Source organism: Lactobacillus rodentium (assembly GCF_003423665.1).
GTDB lineage: Bacteria > Bacillota > Bacilli > Lactobacillales > Lactobacillaceae > Lactobacillus > Lactobacillus rodentium.
On record NZ_BFBY01000007.1, the window covers coordinates 41,091 to 55,246 of the forward strand.

12 protein-coding genes and 1 tRNA gene are annotated in these 14,156 nt (G+C 33.6%); 6 read left to right on the forward strand and 7 right to left on the reverse strand.

Features of this window, described 5'->3' with window-relative positions:
- Window positions 1–19: 19 nt before the first annotated feature.
- Window positions 20–107: transfer RNA gene (locus LrDSM24759_RS05290), tRNA-Ser, on the forward strand.
- A gap of 110 nt (window positions 108–217) precedes the next feature.
- Here the strand turns inward: LrDSM24759_RS05290 and LrDSM24759_RS05295 are convergent.
- Window positions 218–1,174, reverse strand: coding sequence for a DMT family transporter (locus tag LrDSM24759_RS05295; RefSeq protein ID WP_117118452.1), 957 nt, complete (start codon window positions 1,172–1,174; stop codon window positions 218–220).
- A 72-nt stretch (window positions 1,175–1,246) separates the two neighbouring features.
- The gene (gap, locus tag LrDSM24759_RS05300) at window positions 1,247–2,263 is read right to left on the reverse strand and encodes a type I glyceraldehyde-3-phosphate dehydrogenase (RefSeq protein WP_117118453.1); all 1,017 of its coding nucleotides are present in this window, start codon (window positions 2,261–2,263) and stop codon (window positions 1,247–1,249) included.
- A gap of 134 nt (window positions 2,264–2,397) precedes the next feature.
- Between gap and LrDSM24759_RS05305 the strand changes: the two genes are divergently transcribed.
- From LrDSM24759_RS05305 to LrDSM24759_RS05315, 3 genes are all read left to right on the forward strand, one after another.
- Complete coding sequence (locus LrDSM24759_RS05305; RefSeq protein WP_117118454.1) at window positions 2,398–3,273, forward strand: LysR family transcriptional regulator; 876 nt, start codon at window positions 2,398–2,400, stop codon at window positions 3,271–3,273.
- A gap of 268 nt (window positions 3,274–3,541) precedes the next feature.
- The gene (locus LrDSM24759_RS05310) at window positions 3,542–4,975 is read left to right on the forward strand and encodes a basic amino acid/polyamine antiporter (protein ID WP_117118455.1); all 1,434 of its coding nucleotides are present in this window, start codon (window positions 3,542–3,544) and stop codon (window positions 4,973–4,975) included.
- Between the two features lie 19 nt (window positions 4,976–4,994).
- A complete protein-coding gene (locus LrDSM24759_RS05315; RefSeq protein ID WP_117118456.1) occupies window positions 4,995–6,281 on the forward strand; it encodes a phosphatidylserine decarboxylase family protein in 1,287 nt (428 codons plus the stop codon).
- A 49-nt stretch (window positions 6,282–6,330) separates the two neighbouring features.
- Here the strand turns inward: LrDSM24759_RS05315 and LrDSM24759_RS05320 are convergent, their stop codons facing one another.
- A complete protein-coding gene (locus LrDSM24759_RS05320) occupies window positions 6,331–6,894 on the reverse strand; it encodes a hypothetical protein (protein ID WP_117118457.1) in 564 nt (187 codons plus the stop codon).
- An 81-nt stretch (window positions 6,895–6,975) separates the two neighbouring features.
- Window positions 6,976–7,884 (reverse strand): UbiA family prenyltransferase, encoded by a 909-nt coding sequence (locus LrDSM24759_RS05325; protein ID WP_117118458.1) that lies wholly within the window; start codon window positions 7,882–7,884, stop codon window positions 6,976–6,978.
- Between the two features lie 177 nt (window positions 7,885–8,061).
- Here LrDSM24759_RS05325 and LrDSM24759_RS05330 point away from each other — a divergent pair, with 177 nt between their 5' ends.
- Window positions 8,062–10,329, forward strand: coding sequence for an HAD-IC family P-type ATPase (locus tag LrDSM24759_RS05330; protein WP_117118459.1), 2,268 nt, complete (start codon window positions 8,062–8,064; stop codon window positions 10,327–10,329).
- Between the two features lie 56 nt (window positions 10,330–10,385).
- Here the strand turns inward: LrDSM24759_RS05330 and LrDSM24759_RS05335 are convergent, their stop codons facing one another.
- Both LrDSM24759_RS05335 and LrDSM24759_RS05340 read right to left on the reverse strand, forming a co-directional pair.
- Window positions 10,386–10,886: a dihydrofolate reductase gene (locus LrDSM24759_RS05335; protein WP_117118460.1), complete on the reverse strand. Its 501-nt coding sequence runs from the start codon at window positions 10,884–10,886 to the stop codon at window positions 10,386–10,388.
- A 10-nt stretch (window positions 10,887–10,896) separates the two neighbouring features.
- Window positions 10,897–11,853 carry a thymidylate synthase gene (locus tag LrDSM24759_RS05340; RefSeq protein ID WP_117118461.1) on the reverse strand — a complete coding sequence of 319 codons (957 nt, stop codon included), beginning with the start codon at window positions 11,851–11,853 and terminating at the stop codon, window positions 10,897–10,899.
- Window positions 11,854–11,998: 145 nt separating this feature from the next.
- On the opposite strand from LrDSM24759_RS05340, the gene cls reads away from it, so the two are divergent.
- A complete protein-coding gene (cls, locus tag LrDSM24759_RS05345) occupies window positions 11,999–13,489 on the forward strand; it encodes a cardiolipin synthase (RefSeq protein WP_117118462.1) in 1,491 nt (496 codons plus the stop codon).
- A 42-nt stretch (window positions 13,490–13,531) separates the two neighbouring features.
- Here cls and LrDSM24759_RS05350 read toward each other — a convergent pair whose 3' ends face one another.
- A complete protein-coding gene (locus LrDSM24759_RS05350) occupies window positions 13,532–14,056 on the reverse strand; it encodes a GNAT family N-acetyltransferase (protein ID WP_117118463.1) in 525 nt (174 codons plus the stop codon).
- Between the last annotated feature and the right edge of the window lie 100 nt (window positions 14,057–14,156).

Here is a 14,156-nt window from a genome sequence, read left to right on the forward strand (position 1 = left end):
ATATACTTATTTTTGTTATGGAGAGTTGGCAGAGTGGTAATGCACCGGACTCGAAATCCGGCGAACCGGCTTATACCGGCGCGCAGGTTCAAATCCTGTACTCTCCTCTCAATAAAGTCCTATGTATTAATACATTGGGCTTTTTTTATTCCTCCCCACTTGTCCTTTTCTTTATATAACAAAACCACCAAGTCCTGTTGTAGACTTAGTGGTTTTGTTAATCTTCTACTTCTTCCCTAACTTCTTTAGGCTCGGTTTGAAAACGTAAAAATACATTATTAATTATTAAGGCTGCGATAGTTAATATACAGCCAATAATTTCTGCCCCAGTGGCCAAATAACCACTCATTGTTACAACAATGAAAGAAGTTACTGGTTCAATATTCATAAATAAAATTCCATTTACCGGTCCTAAATATTTATTACCTAAATTCCAAGCAAAAACAGCGATTACTCCGGCAAAGATGATCATGTAAGCCAGAGCCCCTCTAATTGAAACTAGTGTTTCAACTTTAGGAACGGAGATTACGCCAAAAATAGTAAAAATGACAGTTAAAATTGCGACTGAAATAACTCCGTAAATAGTCGTTAAAGTTGAATAACGCAAGATTGACCAATCTTTAAATTCAGACCCACCCATTGTAAAAAGTACCCAACATAAGTCAGCCAAAAAGATAAGCAAGGTAGCTACAGCTAATCCACTACCACCTTGAAAAAGTAATTTTGGATTTCCCTTAGTTACTACTAAAAAGACGCCAATAAAGGCTAAAATCATAGTAAAAATTGTGACTAAATTCAATTTTTTACCCTTAAATAACCAACTAATTAATGCTGTAATCATCGGTTGTATTGCCATCATCACAGAAGCAATAACAGATCCGGATTTGCCCGCTAAATTTTGTCCTGCAAATACTAATAAGTTAAAACCAGCAAATGCAAAAGTTCCTAATAACCATAATTTCCAAAATCTTTTACCAGGATTAAAAGCACTCTTACCTTCAATAAATAAAAGTAAAATAGCAAATACAATTGCTACACTACCATATCTAAGCAAAGTAAAGTATACTGGATCAATTAGTTTTAAGGTTGGAGCCATAATTGGAAACATCGCACCCCAAGCTACTGTTGCGGTTAAACAAAGAATGATTCCTAAAATATATTGTCTTACTTTCATTACTTTCTCCCATCAAAAAAATCGACTTTTTTAAGATAAAGTCGATTTTCCCCTACTTATAATTACTCAAAATTAAGCTAACTTAGCCAAGGCACCCAAAGTCCGTACCATTTGTGATACAAAGCCATTCTCATTATCGTACCAAGATACAGTCTTAACAATTTGAGTATCACCTGCTGTAGTAACTTCAGTTTGAGTTGGATCAAAAATTCCACCAAAAGTAGTTCCAATGACATCCCCAGAAACAATACCATCTTCGTTGTACCCAAATGATGGATTATTTTCGGTATATTTCTTCATTGCATTGTTAATATCTTCTTCAGTAACCTTCTTATCCAATACAGTTACCAATTCGGTTTCAGAACCGTCTCTAACTGGAACTCTTTGAGCATGACCCTTAAGTTTGCCATTAAGTTCAGGAATTACAAGACCAATAGCCTTTGCTGCACCAGTTGAATGAGGAATAGTGTTTTCAGCAGCTGCACGTGCATTACGCACATTACCACTTCTATCTGGGCCATCTTGCAACATTTGTGATGAAGTATAAGCATGAATGGTAGTCATCGTACCAGCCTTAATACCAAATTCCTTGTTAAGGTAGTAAGCTAGCGGTGCTAAAGAATTAGTAGTACATGAACCAGCAGAAACGATAGTATCATCTGGAGTTAAAGTATCATCATTAATGTTGTAGACAATAGTCTTCATATCACCTGCTGGTGCAGAAATCAAAACTTTCTTTACGCCAGCATCAAGGTGAGCTTGAGATTTCTCCTTTGAAGTGTAAAAACCAGAACTTTCAACTACAATATCCACGCCATCATTCTTAACCCATGGAATATTTTGAGCTTTTGGTTCAGCATAGACATTAATCTTCTTACCGTTAACATAAATTGCATTATCATCGGCTTCTACAGTTCCATTAAAAGTTCCATGGATCGTATCATATTTAAAGAGATGAGCAAGCATCTGAGGTGAAGTTAGGTCATTAATTGCGACAACTTCAATATCTGGATTGTTTGTCTCTAAAATTCTACGTAAAGTTAATCTTCCAATTCTACCAAATCCGTTAATACCAACTTTTACAGTCATATTAATTACCTCTTTTCTTATTACTTACTTTTTACAAGTATTATCTTAGCCGGATTATTTATTTTTGGGAATAAACAATGTAGAATATGGGGTATAACAAATCGTTAACTAACTAATAATAAGTAGGTGCAGCCATGATTGATTCTTTGAATATTGATTTATTACAAGTTTTTATTGTTGTAAGTGAGCAAAAAAGTATCAATAAAAGTAGTGAAATTCTTCTACTTTCTCAACCAGCTATTAGTAAAAAAATAAAGCAGCTTGAAAGTTACTTTAGTACTAAATTATTTGAACGATCTAGTTCAGGAATGACTTTAACGCCAGCGGGAAAAGAATTTTATCAAAAAGCTAAACTTGTTTTAAATGATTTCCAAGCTCTCCATCAAGTGGAAAACAATAGCGTTCCTCTTAAAAAGCTCCGTATTGGTGCTTTAGATAATATTGCATCTATTTGGTATCCTAACTTCTTTAAAAAAGCTCTCTTTAATGCGCGAAGCCTTAAATTATCTAATGAAGTAATGGATTTAATTACTCCCTTTAATGAAGATAATTTAGATTTAATTTTCTTAGACAGTCCATTTAAAAGATTACTTACTAAAGATTATGAAGAAAAAGAATTATATCGTGAGCCCTATGTATTGCTGTATTCTAAGCACAATGAGTTTTTAAAAGATAGCAAAAAAGAGATTCTTACTTCAAAAGACCTCCAACAATTAAAATTTATTATGCATCCCCGTTTATGTCCGGTTCATGATCGTTTAGTTAATATTTTTTCGGAAGAAGAACTTGAACTTCCAGAAATTTATGAAGTCGATTTTGTTGAATCACGGTTAGCTTTAGTAGCTATTTCCGATTTAATCACAATCCTACCTTTATCTTTAGCTAAGCAAAAAATAAAAAATAATGATGAATTATTTATCAAAAAACTCGATAAACAATTTGTAAGAAAAGTTTCACTTTTTTCCGATGGAAAAGCGGATTTAGATGAAATTATTGAAAAATTAGATTAAAAAACTCCTCCAGTACACAAAAGTATTAGAGAAGTTTTTTTATTTACACTTTAAAATTTTTCATCTAATTTTTTTATTTTTTCAAGTCCCATTTATCCAAATTCAATTATTTCAAGGTTTATAGTTTGCTTTTTTACCCCCCCAAGTTGTATTTTTATATTGATTGTTACACCGAGCGCTCAAACTATAACACAAACTGAGATATTTTTACCTTAGCCTGCGAAATATAGGTAACAACAAAATTTAAACAACATAAAAGAGGAAAAAAATGACACAATCAAAAAGTAGAAAAATTGGACTATTCGGTCTAATTGCAATGGTTGTTGGAGCAATGATCGGAGGAGGAATTTTCGATATTCCTCAAAATATGGCTGCCTCATCTTCTCTAGGTGCAGTAATCATTGCCTGGGTTTTAACGGGAATAGGTATGATGGGATTAGCCTATACTTTTAAAATCTTAGCCGAACAGCGTCCAGACTTAAACATTGGTATCTATTCATATGCTCGTGCTGGATTTGGTAGATATGTAGGTTTTAATTCAGCCTGGGGTTATTGGATTGAAGCAATTACAGGAAATGTTGCATATGCAGTTATGCTTAACGATTCTTTCGGTCGTTACTTCCCAGTTTTGCTTAAACACCAATGGCCAACAGTTATCTTTGGTATCGTATTAATTTGGATTTACAACTTCTTAGTTCTTAATGGTGTAAAGGAAGCAACTTTTGTTAATAACATTACTGTGATAATTAAGTTTATCAGTATTGCTATTATTTTAATCTGTATGATTATCTTCTTCCGTTTCCCAACATTTTTCTGGGGATTCTGGGGACAAGGCCTACACCTTGGAAACTTTATGAGTCAAGTTAAGGCACCTATGTTGGTAACTCTATGGTGTTTTATCGGTATTGAAGGTGCAGTTGTAATTTCTAACCACGCTAAAAAGAAGTCAGATGTCGGTAAAGCCACTGTGATTGGTTACCTTACATCATTGATTGCCTATGTTTTGGTCAGCATTGTGGCTTACGGAATTTACCACCAACCACACCTTTCAACTCTAACTGATCCTTCAACAGCATACTTATTGAAGAACTTGCTTGGTCCTTGGTTCATTGACTTCGTTACTATTTCAGTTATCATTTCTGTCGGTGGTTCTTGGATCGCTTGGACTGTTATGATGGCACAATTACCATATGCCGCCGCTAAAGGTAATGTTTTACCATCATTCTTTGCACGTGAAAATAAAAAGAAGGTACCTAGTGTATCACTTTATATTTCAAGTGTTTTAATGAGTTTATTCATGTTATTGGTTGTTACAGCTAATAATGTATACTTAGCAGCAATTGATATTACTGGTGTATTAATTTTGCCATGTTATTTATTAAGTTCAATGTACTTATGGAAAATTGCGCAGAAAAAAGAAATCTTTAATAATGATTCTGCCAAACGACACAAGAGTTTATTTATAGGTATTTTATCTACTGTCTATTGTCTGTGGCTACTATATGCCGCTGGATTAAATTATTTATTAATTTCCACCATTATATATGCAGTAGGAATTATCTTCTTCTGGATTGCGAGAAAAGAAAATCCTGACGGTGATAAACATATCTTTACTAAGTGGGAAGCGGTTTTAGCAATTGCTTTATGTATTTTAGCCGTTATTTCTATTTATCTCTTAATTACAAAGAAAATTACTTTTTAATTAATAAAGGAAAAGAATTATGAAACAAAATGAAAAATTTAATGTTGGTCAATGGCTTCCAAGTGACCAAGAATTTTACAATAAATGGATGAAAAAAGTTCTAAAAGAAGCTGAAGAAGAAGAAAATCAAGAACTTCTCCCTCCTATTCAAGATTTTAAGGATTTGATCGAAAATGATCATACTCTTTGGAATTTATTCCACATGATGTTTGATGAAGTACCTTTAAAATATAAAGATACACCAATGGGTACTCCAGCCATCCATGACTATCGTCAAATGCTTAGAACCTTAAACCGTATTATGCATCGAGCACCAGAATTTAATACTACGGGTTTAGTAGGTTTTCCAATCAACGCTATTTTAGACTGGCCAATGGCAACTAAGGCTGGTTACGTAGCATTTATGGATCCACGTGTTAATGAAAAACTACGTGCTATCTTAGATTACTGGGGTAAGTTTTTACAAGGTCCGGATTCAACTTATGTACTTAACCGTTCAAAAAATGGTTGGTTAAGTGATGAAGCCTTAAAGAGCATGGAAGGTGCTGCTTATGGTGATGATTTTAGAACCATTTTTAAGACGCCAAACGATGATATTAACAATAATTATGGTTTTAAGTCATGGGATGAATTCTTTACTCGCACCTTTAATCCAGGTATTAGACCAGTAGCAAATCCAGATGACCCAGATTCTATTGCTAATGCTTGTGAATCTGCTCCATATCGTGTTGCACGTAATTTACCTAAAAAAGCAAAATTCTGGATTAAAGGACAACCATATTCATTAGTTGATTTACTTCATAATGATCCTTTAACCGATGAATTCGTTGGTGGTACCTTATATCAAGCCTTTTTAAGTGCCTTAAGTTATCACAGATGGAACAGTCCAGTTAGTGGCAAAATTGTTAAAGCATATAATCTTTACGGATCTTACTACTCCGAAACTCTTAACCAAGGTTTTGCAAATCCTGATGGACCCGATCCTGCAGCTCCAAATGATTCTCAAGCTTACATTACTCAAACTGCTTCACGTGCAGTTATCTTCATTCAAGCTGATAATCCTAAGATTGGTTTAATGGCCTTCGTAGCAGTAGGAATGGCTGAAGTTTCAGGTAATGAAATTACAGTTAAAGTTGGTCAACATGTAAATAAAGGTGATCAATTAGGTATCTTCCACTTTGGTGGGTCTACGCATGTTCTCTTATTTAGACCAGGTGTTGATGTTGACTTTAACTTACATGGGCAAGAGCCAAGTCTCGGTTCATCAAACATCAAAGTTCGCGATGAAATTGGTCGCGTAAAATAAGCTATTAATACTAATAAAAAAGAAGCATATTAAATGATATGCTTCTTTTTTATTTAATCTCATCAAAGGGATAATTACGATATTTTATAGCTAACTTTGGATCCTTAAACAAAGCCCCATGAATATCTCCAGACGAATAAGCCAAATACAGGACTTCATTTCCATTGAATGTTCCCTTCAAATATACTAAATCTACTGTTCCTAAGATATCCCACACACGTAATGCGGACCGATTATCTAAATTAGTTACTTCACCGATGGAAAGATCGCCAGGATATTCTTTATTTAGTTTTTCAGAATTATGATCACGTCTGAATGGTTTAGTCTGATAATAAACTACAGATCCATTTACTGTATGAGCATCAATCTTTAAACTCCGGGCCCTTTTAGAAAATTGATCACTACGCCACCAAGTTCCATAAAATTCTGAGGGAATTGTCATAAGTTTTAAATTCTTATATTTCTTAGTTAAATCAATTTTCGAAGTAGACTTTGAATTACTTCTATGAACCGAAGTAGATTTTGAACTAGACTGAGATGTTTGAACTTCATTCTTATGGGCACAACCCGTTAGAAATATTAATCCTAAAAAAATTCCAATCAACTTTTTCATTCCAGTATCCTCCAATTTTTTCGAAAGAATACCTTATATTTTAATCAAAAATAGTAATCAGTAAAATATTATTGGAATAAATTAAACTAATAGCCAAATGACTAAACCTAATATTTGTCCAAAAGATAATAAAATATTAGTGTTCAAGATTTTAATAAATGAGATTTGTTTACTCTGTTTCTGGAAAATAAAGCGAACTTGTTTAATCAAGTAAGGCAATAATAAGAATTCAATAATTAATACGGTCCAAGGAATACAACCAACAATCGTAGCAAAAATGGATGCGATGTAGCCGGCTAGATAAACAATTGCCATTAACCAGCAACTATTTTTAACACCGAGATAACTAACAATCGTATGACGACCATGTTCAATATCAGGTTGGGCATCACAAATATTATTAGCAAGCAATAAATTAAAAGTACATGCCACTCCTACTCCAGAAGCTAAGATTGCTTTCCAAGTAAAGTTCCAATCTAAAGGCAAAACATGATTGATATTTAAGAAAGCTGTAACGAAAAAGATTCCAAATCCCATGGCAATTCCTGATAATCCTTCTCCAAAAGGTGTTCCAGAAATTGAATGTCTTCCCGTTGAATAACCAATAGCCACGCTATAACAAAAAATACCAACTAACCAAATAATCAAATTAGTTTGAAACCCTATTGCAAAAGCAAACACCATTGAGATAGCCAAGAAACTAAGAATTAAACTTAAAACTACTTTCTTACTTAAATCATAGGTATTAATAGGATTTTGTGGATCATCAATACCCAAGGCTTCTGATCTACGATTATCCCAAAAATCATCATTCAGATTTAAAGCTAACTGCAAGAATGCAGAAGCTATTAACATTTCAATACTCAACCATAGGTTAAACAAATGGTAGTTATATAAAGTATATAAAATACCTAGTAACCAAGGTGCAAAAGTATTGATTAAAGGTTTAGGATCAACTAATTCTAAGTATCCATCTTTTTTATTTTTCATTGTTTTCTCCTTCCGTAACACAATTTTATTAAAGCACTATTTAGAAGGATAATAAATTATTCTATACCTAGAATATTTTTGATTAATTAAAGCAATTCATTATTTTTCTCTCCCCTATACCCTAATTCCTTAAACTGCGCTACACTTAAACAGTACATAATTATAGGAGGTATATTTATGGAAGAAAAAGAACTTCAGGGACTCACTGAAGCCGAAGCTGAAGCTCGTCTTAAAAAAGATGGCCTAAATGAAGTTCCGGAACCCGAATTCAATTTCTTTAAGGAATTCATGTCTAAACTCTGGAACTTATCGGCTTGGATCCTAGAAGCAGCTCTTATTTTGGAATGTATCTTAGGCAAATGGATTCAGTCTTTATTCGTTTTACTAATGTTACTTTTTGCTGCTTTTAACGGAGCAACCCAAAAGAAAAAATCACGTCGTGTTTTAAACACTATTTCTCATGAATTAACCCCTACTGTTGCTGTTAAACGTAGTGGTAAATGGAAAAAAGTTAATTCAAAATACTTAGTTGTTGGGGATTTAATCAGTTTAAAGCGTGGAGATGTTTTAGCAGCTGACGTTAAAATTGCCCAAGGTTCAATTGCCGTTGATGAATCATCAATTACTGGTGAATCAAAAGAAGTAACTAAAAATGTCGGTGATACAGCCTACGCTGGTACAACTGTTGTTAGCGGAGATGCGTTAGCTTACGTTACTGCTACTGGTAGCAATTCTCGTTCTGGTAAGACCATTAACTTGATTAACAATTCTGCTGCCCCTGGTCACTTACAACAATTATTAACTAAGATTATTTACTACCTTTGCCTTTTAGACGGAGTTTTGACATTAATCTTAATTATTGCTGCTTTGATTCGTGGTCAAAATGTCATCGAAATGTTACCATTCTTAGCCATGATGTTTATTGCTTCAATTCCAGTTGCGATGCCTTCAACTTTTGCTCTTTCAAATTCATTTGAAGCAACTCGTTTGAGTAAGGAAGGTGTTTTAACTTCTGACTTAACTGGTATCCAAGATGCAGCCAACTTAAACCTATTATTATTAGATAAAACTGGTACAATTACTGAAAATAAGACTGCTGTTTCATCTTGGAAAAACTTTTCTAATTTAGATAATGATAAGGTTTTGGCTTTGATTGGTGCAGCAACTGATAAACGTAGTCCTGGTATTATTGATACTGCTATCGACGATTACTTAGCTGCCAACCATATCAAGGCTTTAACTCCAACCAAATTTACTCCATTTACTTCAAATACTGGTTATTCAATGGCCGAAGTTGATGGTTATAATGTTAAACTTGGTTCATTTAAACAGTTATCTTTAATTGATAAAAACGCTGATCAAGAAGCAGCCAAAATTGATTTTGGTGCCGGTCGTTCAGTTGCAGCCTTAATTAATGATAAGTTAGCTGGAATTTTTATCTTACAAGATAAGGTTCGTTCTGATTCTAAAGCCGCTTTAGAAGAATTAAAACGTCGTGGTATTAAACCAATTATGTTAACTGGTGATAACCAAAGAACGGCTGCTGCGGTTGCTAAAGAAGTTGGCTTAAAAGGTAAAGTTATTTCTATTAAAGACTTTAACGATCAAACTGATGTCAATGATTTAGCCGGTATTGCAGATGTTTTACCAGAAGATAAACTTAGAATGGTCAAAATTTTCCAACAAGATGGTTATATTGTCGGAATGACTGGGGATGGAGTTAACGATGCCCCTGCTCTTAAACAAGCTGAAGTTGGTATTGCTGTTGCTAATGCTGCCGACATGGCCAAAAAGAGTGGAAAAATGGTATTACTTGAAGATGGATTAACTCCAATCGTTAATATCCTTGATGCAGGTCACCGAGTTTACCAAAGAATGACTACTTGGTCATTAACTAAACTTGCCCGTACTGCTGAATTGACCATGTTACTAACTTTTGCCTACCTTATCTTCAACTATATTCCAATGGCCTTAAACGCTATGGTTATTTATACTATTATGAACAATATGGTAACGATGATGATTGGTACTGATAATGCTCATGTAACTTACAAGCCAGAAAGCTGGAATATGGCCAAACTTGCTAAAATTGCCTTTTCATTAGCTGCCGGTTGGACCATTATTGGTTTTGGTTTTGTGTGGTACTTAATTGCTCACGGCTATACTCAAGGTGTGGTTTCAACGATGGTTTATGTTTACCTCGTGCTTAGTGCGATGTTCCTTGTATTGATTACCCGTACGAAGAAATTCTTCTGGCAATCTGCACCTTCACGACTAGTTTATACAGTTCAGATTATTGATGTCGTGATTACCTTTGCTCTTGCTTTATTTGGCTTAGCAATGACTCAAATTACTTGGGCAAACTTAGGTTTAACTATTTTAGTTGCTTTAATTGCCGCAATTATTATTGATTTGTTCTATCAACCCATTATGAAAAATAAATAGTTAATGGTTACAAAAAGGACTTTACTGTTAAAAGAAAACTAACAGTAAAGCCCTTTTTATTTACGTTGATAATCTAAAAATGAATAAGAATATTTATTTTTATCATCAGCTTTAAAATCTTCCTGATTCATCAAAGTGAATTTTCCATAATCCAGCTTGGGCATTTGGACATCCCCCTTAAATTCACTATGAATTACTGTGCGATGTAAAATATCAACCTGATCACTAAATTCTTTAAATAAACTTGCTCCACCAATCACGACCACTTCTTGATCTTGTTGAGCAATCCATTTTTTTAAATCAGTTAACTCATTAAAAATCAAAACTTTATTATTTTCCTGATACTTTTCCTTTAAAGCTTGATCATGAGTTAGTACTATATGCACCCTATTTGGCAAGATTCCAGGTAGACTGGCAAAAGTTTTGCGTCCCATAATTATGGGATGATTAAGCGTTAATTTTTTAAAATGGTGCAAATCAGCTGGCAAATGCCAAGGAAGCCTACCTTGATAACCTATATTTCCGCGCTTATCTTCTGCCCACACATAACTAATCATCTAGTTCTCCTTAAACTGCTACTGGTGCTTTAATCGTTGAGTGATGCTTATAATCAATCAACTTAATATCGGTCATTTCAAAATCCATAATTTTGTTTTTCTCGGGATTTAACCATAATTTAGGTGCATCATAAGGTTTTCGAGTAAGTAATTCTTGCACTTGTTCAAAATGATTATGATAAATGTGAGCATCCCCTAAGGTATGAATAAAATCTCCTACTTTTAACCCAGTTTCACGAGCAATTAAATGGACCAAGAGCGCATAACTGGCAATATTAAATGGTATCCCTAAAAACATATCTCCTGAACGTTGATACAGTTGTAAACTCAAACGATTATCATTTACATAAAATTGAAAGAGAACATGACATGGTGGTAATGCAGCACTAGGAATATCCTCGGGATTCCAAGCTGTTACAATTAATCTTCTGGAAGTAGGATTATTTTTAATTTCTTCTATAACATTTTGAATTTGATCAATAAACTTGCCATTACGAGTTTGCCAATGGCGCCATTGCGCTCCATAAACATTACCTAATTCACCATATTTTTTGGCAAAAACATCATCATTTAAAATTTTCTGATCAAATTTTTTCTTTTCTTCTAGATAAACTTGTTTAAATTCTGGATCCGATTCACTACGCAAACCAAAGTCAGTCATATCAGGGCCAGTATAATCACTACTTTCAATCCAACTTTTAAAAGCCCATTCATCCCAGATATGATTATGATGTGCTAATAAAAAACGAATATTGGTATCTCCTCTTAAGAACCATAAGAGTTCACTTTTAATCAGACCGAAAGGAACCTTTTTGGTAGTAATAATGGGAAAACCTGCTTGTAAATCAAATCGCATTTGTGCACCAAAAATACTTTTAGTCCCCGTCCCCGTGCGATCAGAACGATCATTGCCTGTCGTCATAATTTCTTTTAATAAGTTTAAATATGGTGTTTCTAAAATTGACATTATGAAACTCTCCTCCCAAAATTGTATTTCTAAATTATCACATTTCGGCCAAAGATAATATTACAATTTAAAATTTAGGTTCAAATCAATTACTTCTAATTTATGCTAGAATAATTAAGTTAACATATTAAAAAAGGAGCCTTTTATGGTATTAACTTGGGATATAATTAGACGAACAATCGAAGTTTTATGGTTAATCAACGATGCCATTGCCATTTGGACCATTTTTAGAAGCCAACGAGATATTGCTTCTACTTGGGCCTGGTTATTAGTTTTAACGGTTTTCCCTTATGTGGGATTGGTTTTTTATTTACTTACTGGTCGTCAATTATCACATGATGATATTTTCAGTTTACAAAAAGAACAAAAAAAATTTCAAAATCATTTTCTAAAAAGACAACAAGCATTATTAAGAAAGCACGATTTACTTCCTAATGCTGAAAGTAGTAACCGTACCCGTCGGCTGGTTGAACTTAATTTAGCAAATGATAGTGCTATTCTTACATTTAATAATCAAGTTCAAACCTTTATTAATGGTGAAAACTTATTTGAGAATATCATTGAAAATATTAAGCAAGCCCAAAAAACAATTGATATCGAATTTTATACCTTTTACGATGATGAACTCGGTAATCGTATGCTAGATGCATTAGTTAAGGCGGCTAAACGTGGGGTCAAAGTTAGAGTTCTTTACGATGCCAGCGGCTCACGCGGAACCAAACCAAAATTCTTTGATCCTTTAAGAAAATATCAAGGTGAAGCACAACCATTCATCTCAACTGCCGGCAATAAATTCTGGACCTCTCCACGTTTTAATTACCACCTTCACCGTAAATTAGTTATTATTGATCATAAAATTGGTTACATTGGTGGTTTTAATATTGGTGACCAATATGTCGATAAAAGTAAAAAATTTGGTCACTGGCGGGATACCCACTTACGTGTCGTTGGACAAGCTGCAGTCATGATGGAAGTAAGATTTGCCATGGACTGGAATACTAGTTGTCGTAAATCAAAGCTACCTAAGTTTAATCTAGATCAAGAAATAGATAATTTTACTTTAGTAGAACCAAGTAACGATCCTAATCTTGTTCCAATGCAAATTGTTTCTTCTGGTCCAGATAGTCAAAACTTTGCTCTTCGCCGTGCTTATGAAGAAATTATTGCTAAAGCTAAGGAATATGTTTATATTCAAACTCCATATTTAATTCCTGGTGATCCAATCTTAGAAGCTCTAATTATTGCAGCTAAGAGTGGGATTGATGTACGTGTCATGATTCCTTGTATGCCTGACCATGCTTTTGTTTACCGTGCAACTGAATATTATGCAAAATACTTAACCCGCAATGGTGTTAAAGTTTACAAGTATAATAACGGCTTTATCCATGCCAAAACTATGGTTAGTGGTTCCAATATTGCTTCTGTTGGATCGGCTAATCAAGATTTTAGAAGTTATGAGTTAAACTTTGAGGCAAATGCAATTTGTTATGATGAAGAGTTAAATACTAAGTTAAAACAAATTTTTGAAAATGATATTTTAGAATCTACCCTTTTAACTAATGAATACTTTGACAAGCAATCTTGGTGGCATAAATTTAAAGAGTACTTTTCAAGATTACTTGCACCAATTTTATAAAGGTATACAAAAAATGCAGTGCTTAAATGCACTGCATTTTCTTTATACTAAAGTTTTCACTAAAATATAGTCCGTTTGTTTATCATTACCAACTACAAAAGTATGCTCACTGAATCTCTTAAAGCCATCTTTTTCATAAAACTTTTGGGCATTATAATTTTTCTCCCAAACACCTAACCACATTTTCTTTTTATTTTTATCATGGGCAATTTTCTCAGCTAATTGAATTAAAGCTAATCCTAAACCCTGATGTTGAAACTTATTATCCAAGTAGATTCTTTCTATTTCCAAAGCGTCAGGATCGACCTCTTCTGTTTGTGCATCAAATTCATTAACTTTAAGATAACCTGCTACTTCGTTATCAACCTTAATAAAATAGAATTCGCTATTCGGATTCTCAATTTCCTGCGTTAATTTTTCTGAGGCATAGGCCTCATCTAAATACTTATTTAGGTCAGCCTCACTATTTTCGGCACCAAAAGTTTGGGCAAAAGTTAAACGAGAGATTTTTTGTAAATCTTGCAGATTATTAAGAGATACTCTCTTAATTTCATAATTACTAGTCATTAATTTTTCTTCTCCTTGCATTGCTTTTGATATAGTCATTTTATCATAACAAAAAATAGACCTAACCCAACAGTTAGATCTATTTTTAAATTCAATAATG

Bases quoted from the DNA above. Each gene is read 5' to 3' on its own strand.
- LrDSM24759_RS05295 (WP_117118452.1), bottom strand. From the start codon at position 1,174: ATGAAAGTAAGACAATATATTTTAGGAATCATTCTTTGTTTAACCGCA.
- gap (WP_117118453.1), bottom strand. From the start codon at position 2,263: ATGACTGTAAAAGTTGGTATTAACGGATTTGGTAGAATTGGAAGATTA.
- LrDSM24759_RS05305 (WP_117118454.1), top strand. From the start codon at position 2,398: ATGATTGATTCTTTGAATATTGATTTATTACAAGTTTTTATTGTTGTA.
- LrDSM24759_RS05310 (WP_117118455.1), top strand. From the start codon at position 3,542: ATGACACAATCAAAAAGTAGAAAAATTGGACTATTCGGTCTAATTGCA.
- LrDSM24759_RS05315 (WP_117118456.1), top strand. From the start codon at position 4,995: ATGAAACAAAATGAAAAATTTAATGTTGGTCAATGGCTTCCAAGTGAC.
- LrDSM24759_RS05320 (WP_117118457.1), bottom strand. From the start codon at position 6,894: ATGAAAAAGTTGATTGGAATTTTTTTAGGATTAATATTTCTAACGGGT.
- LrDSM24759_RS05325 (WP_117118458.1), bottom strand. From the start codon at position 7,884: ATGAAAAATAAAAAAGATGGATACTTAGAATTAGTTGATCCTAAACCT.
- LrDSM24759_RS05330 (WP_117118459.1), top strand. From the start codon at position 8,062: ATGGAAGAAAAAGAACTTCAGGGACTCACTGAAGCCGAAGCTGAAGCT.
- LrDSM24759_RS05335 (WP_117118460.1), bottom strand. From the start codon at position 10,886: ATGATTAGTTATGTGTGGGCAGAAGATAAGCGCGGAAATATAGGTTAT.
- LrDSM24759_RS05340 (WP_117118461.1), bottom strand. From the start codon at position 11,853: ATGTCAATTTTAGAAACACCATATTTAAACTTATTAAAAGAAATTATG.
- cls (WP_117118462.1), top strand. From the start codon at position 11,999: ATGGTATTAACTTGGGATATAATTAGACGAACAATCGAAGTTTTATGG.
- LrDSM24759_RS05350 (WP_117118463.1), bottom strand. From the start codon at position 14,056: ATGACTAGTAATTATGAAATTAAGAGAGTATCTCTTAATAATCTGCAA.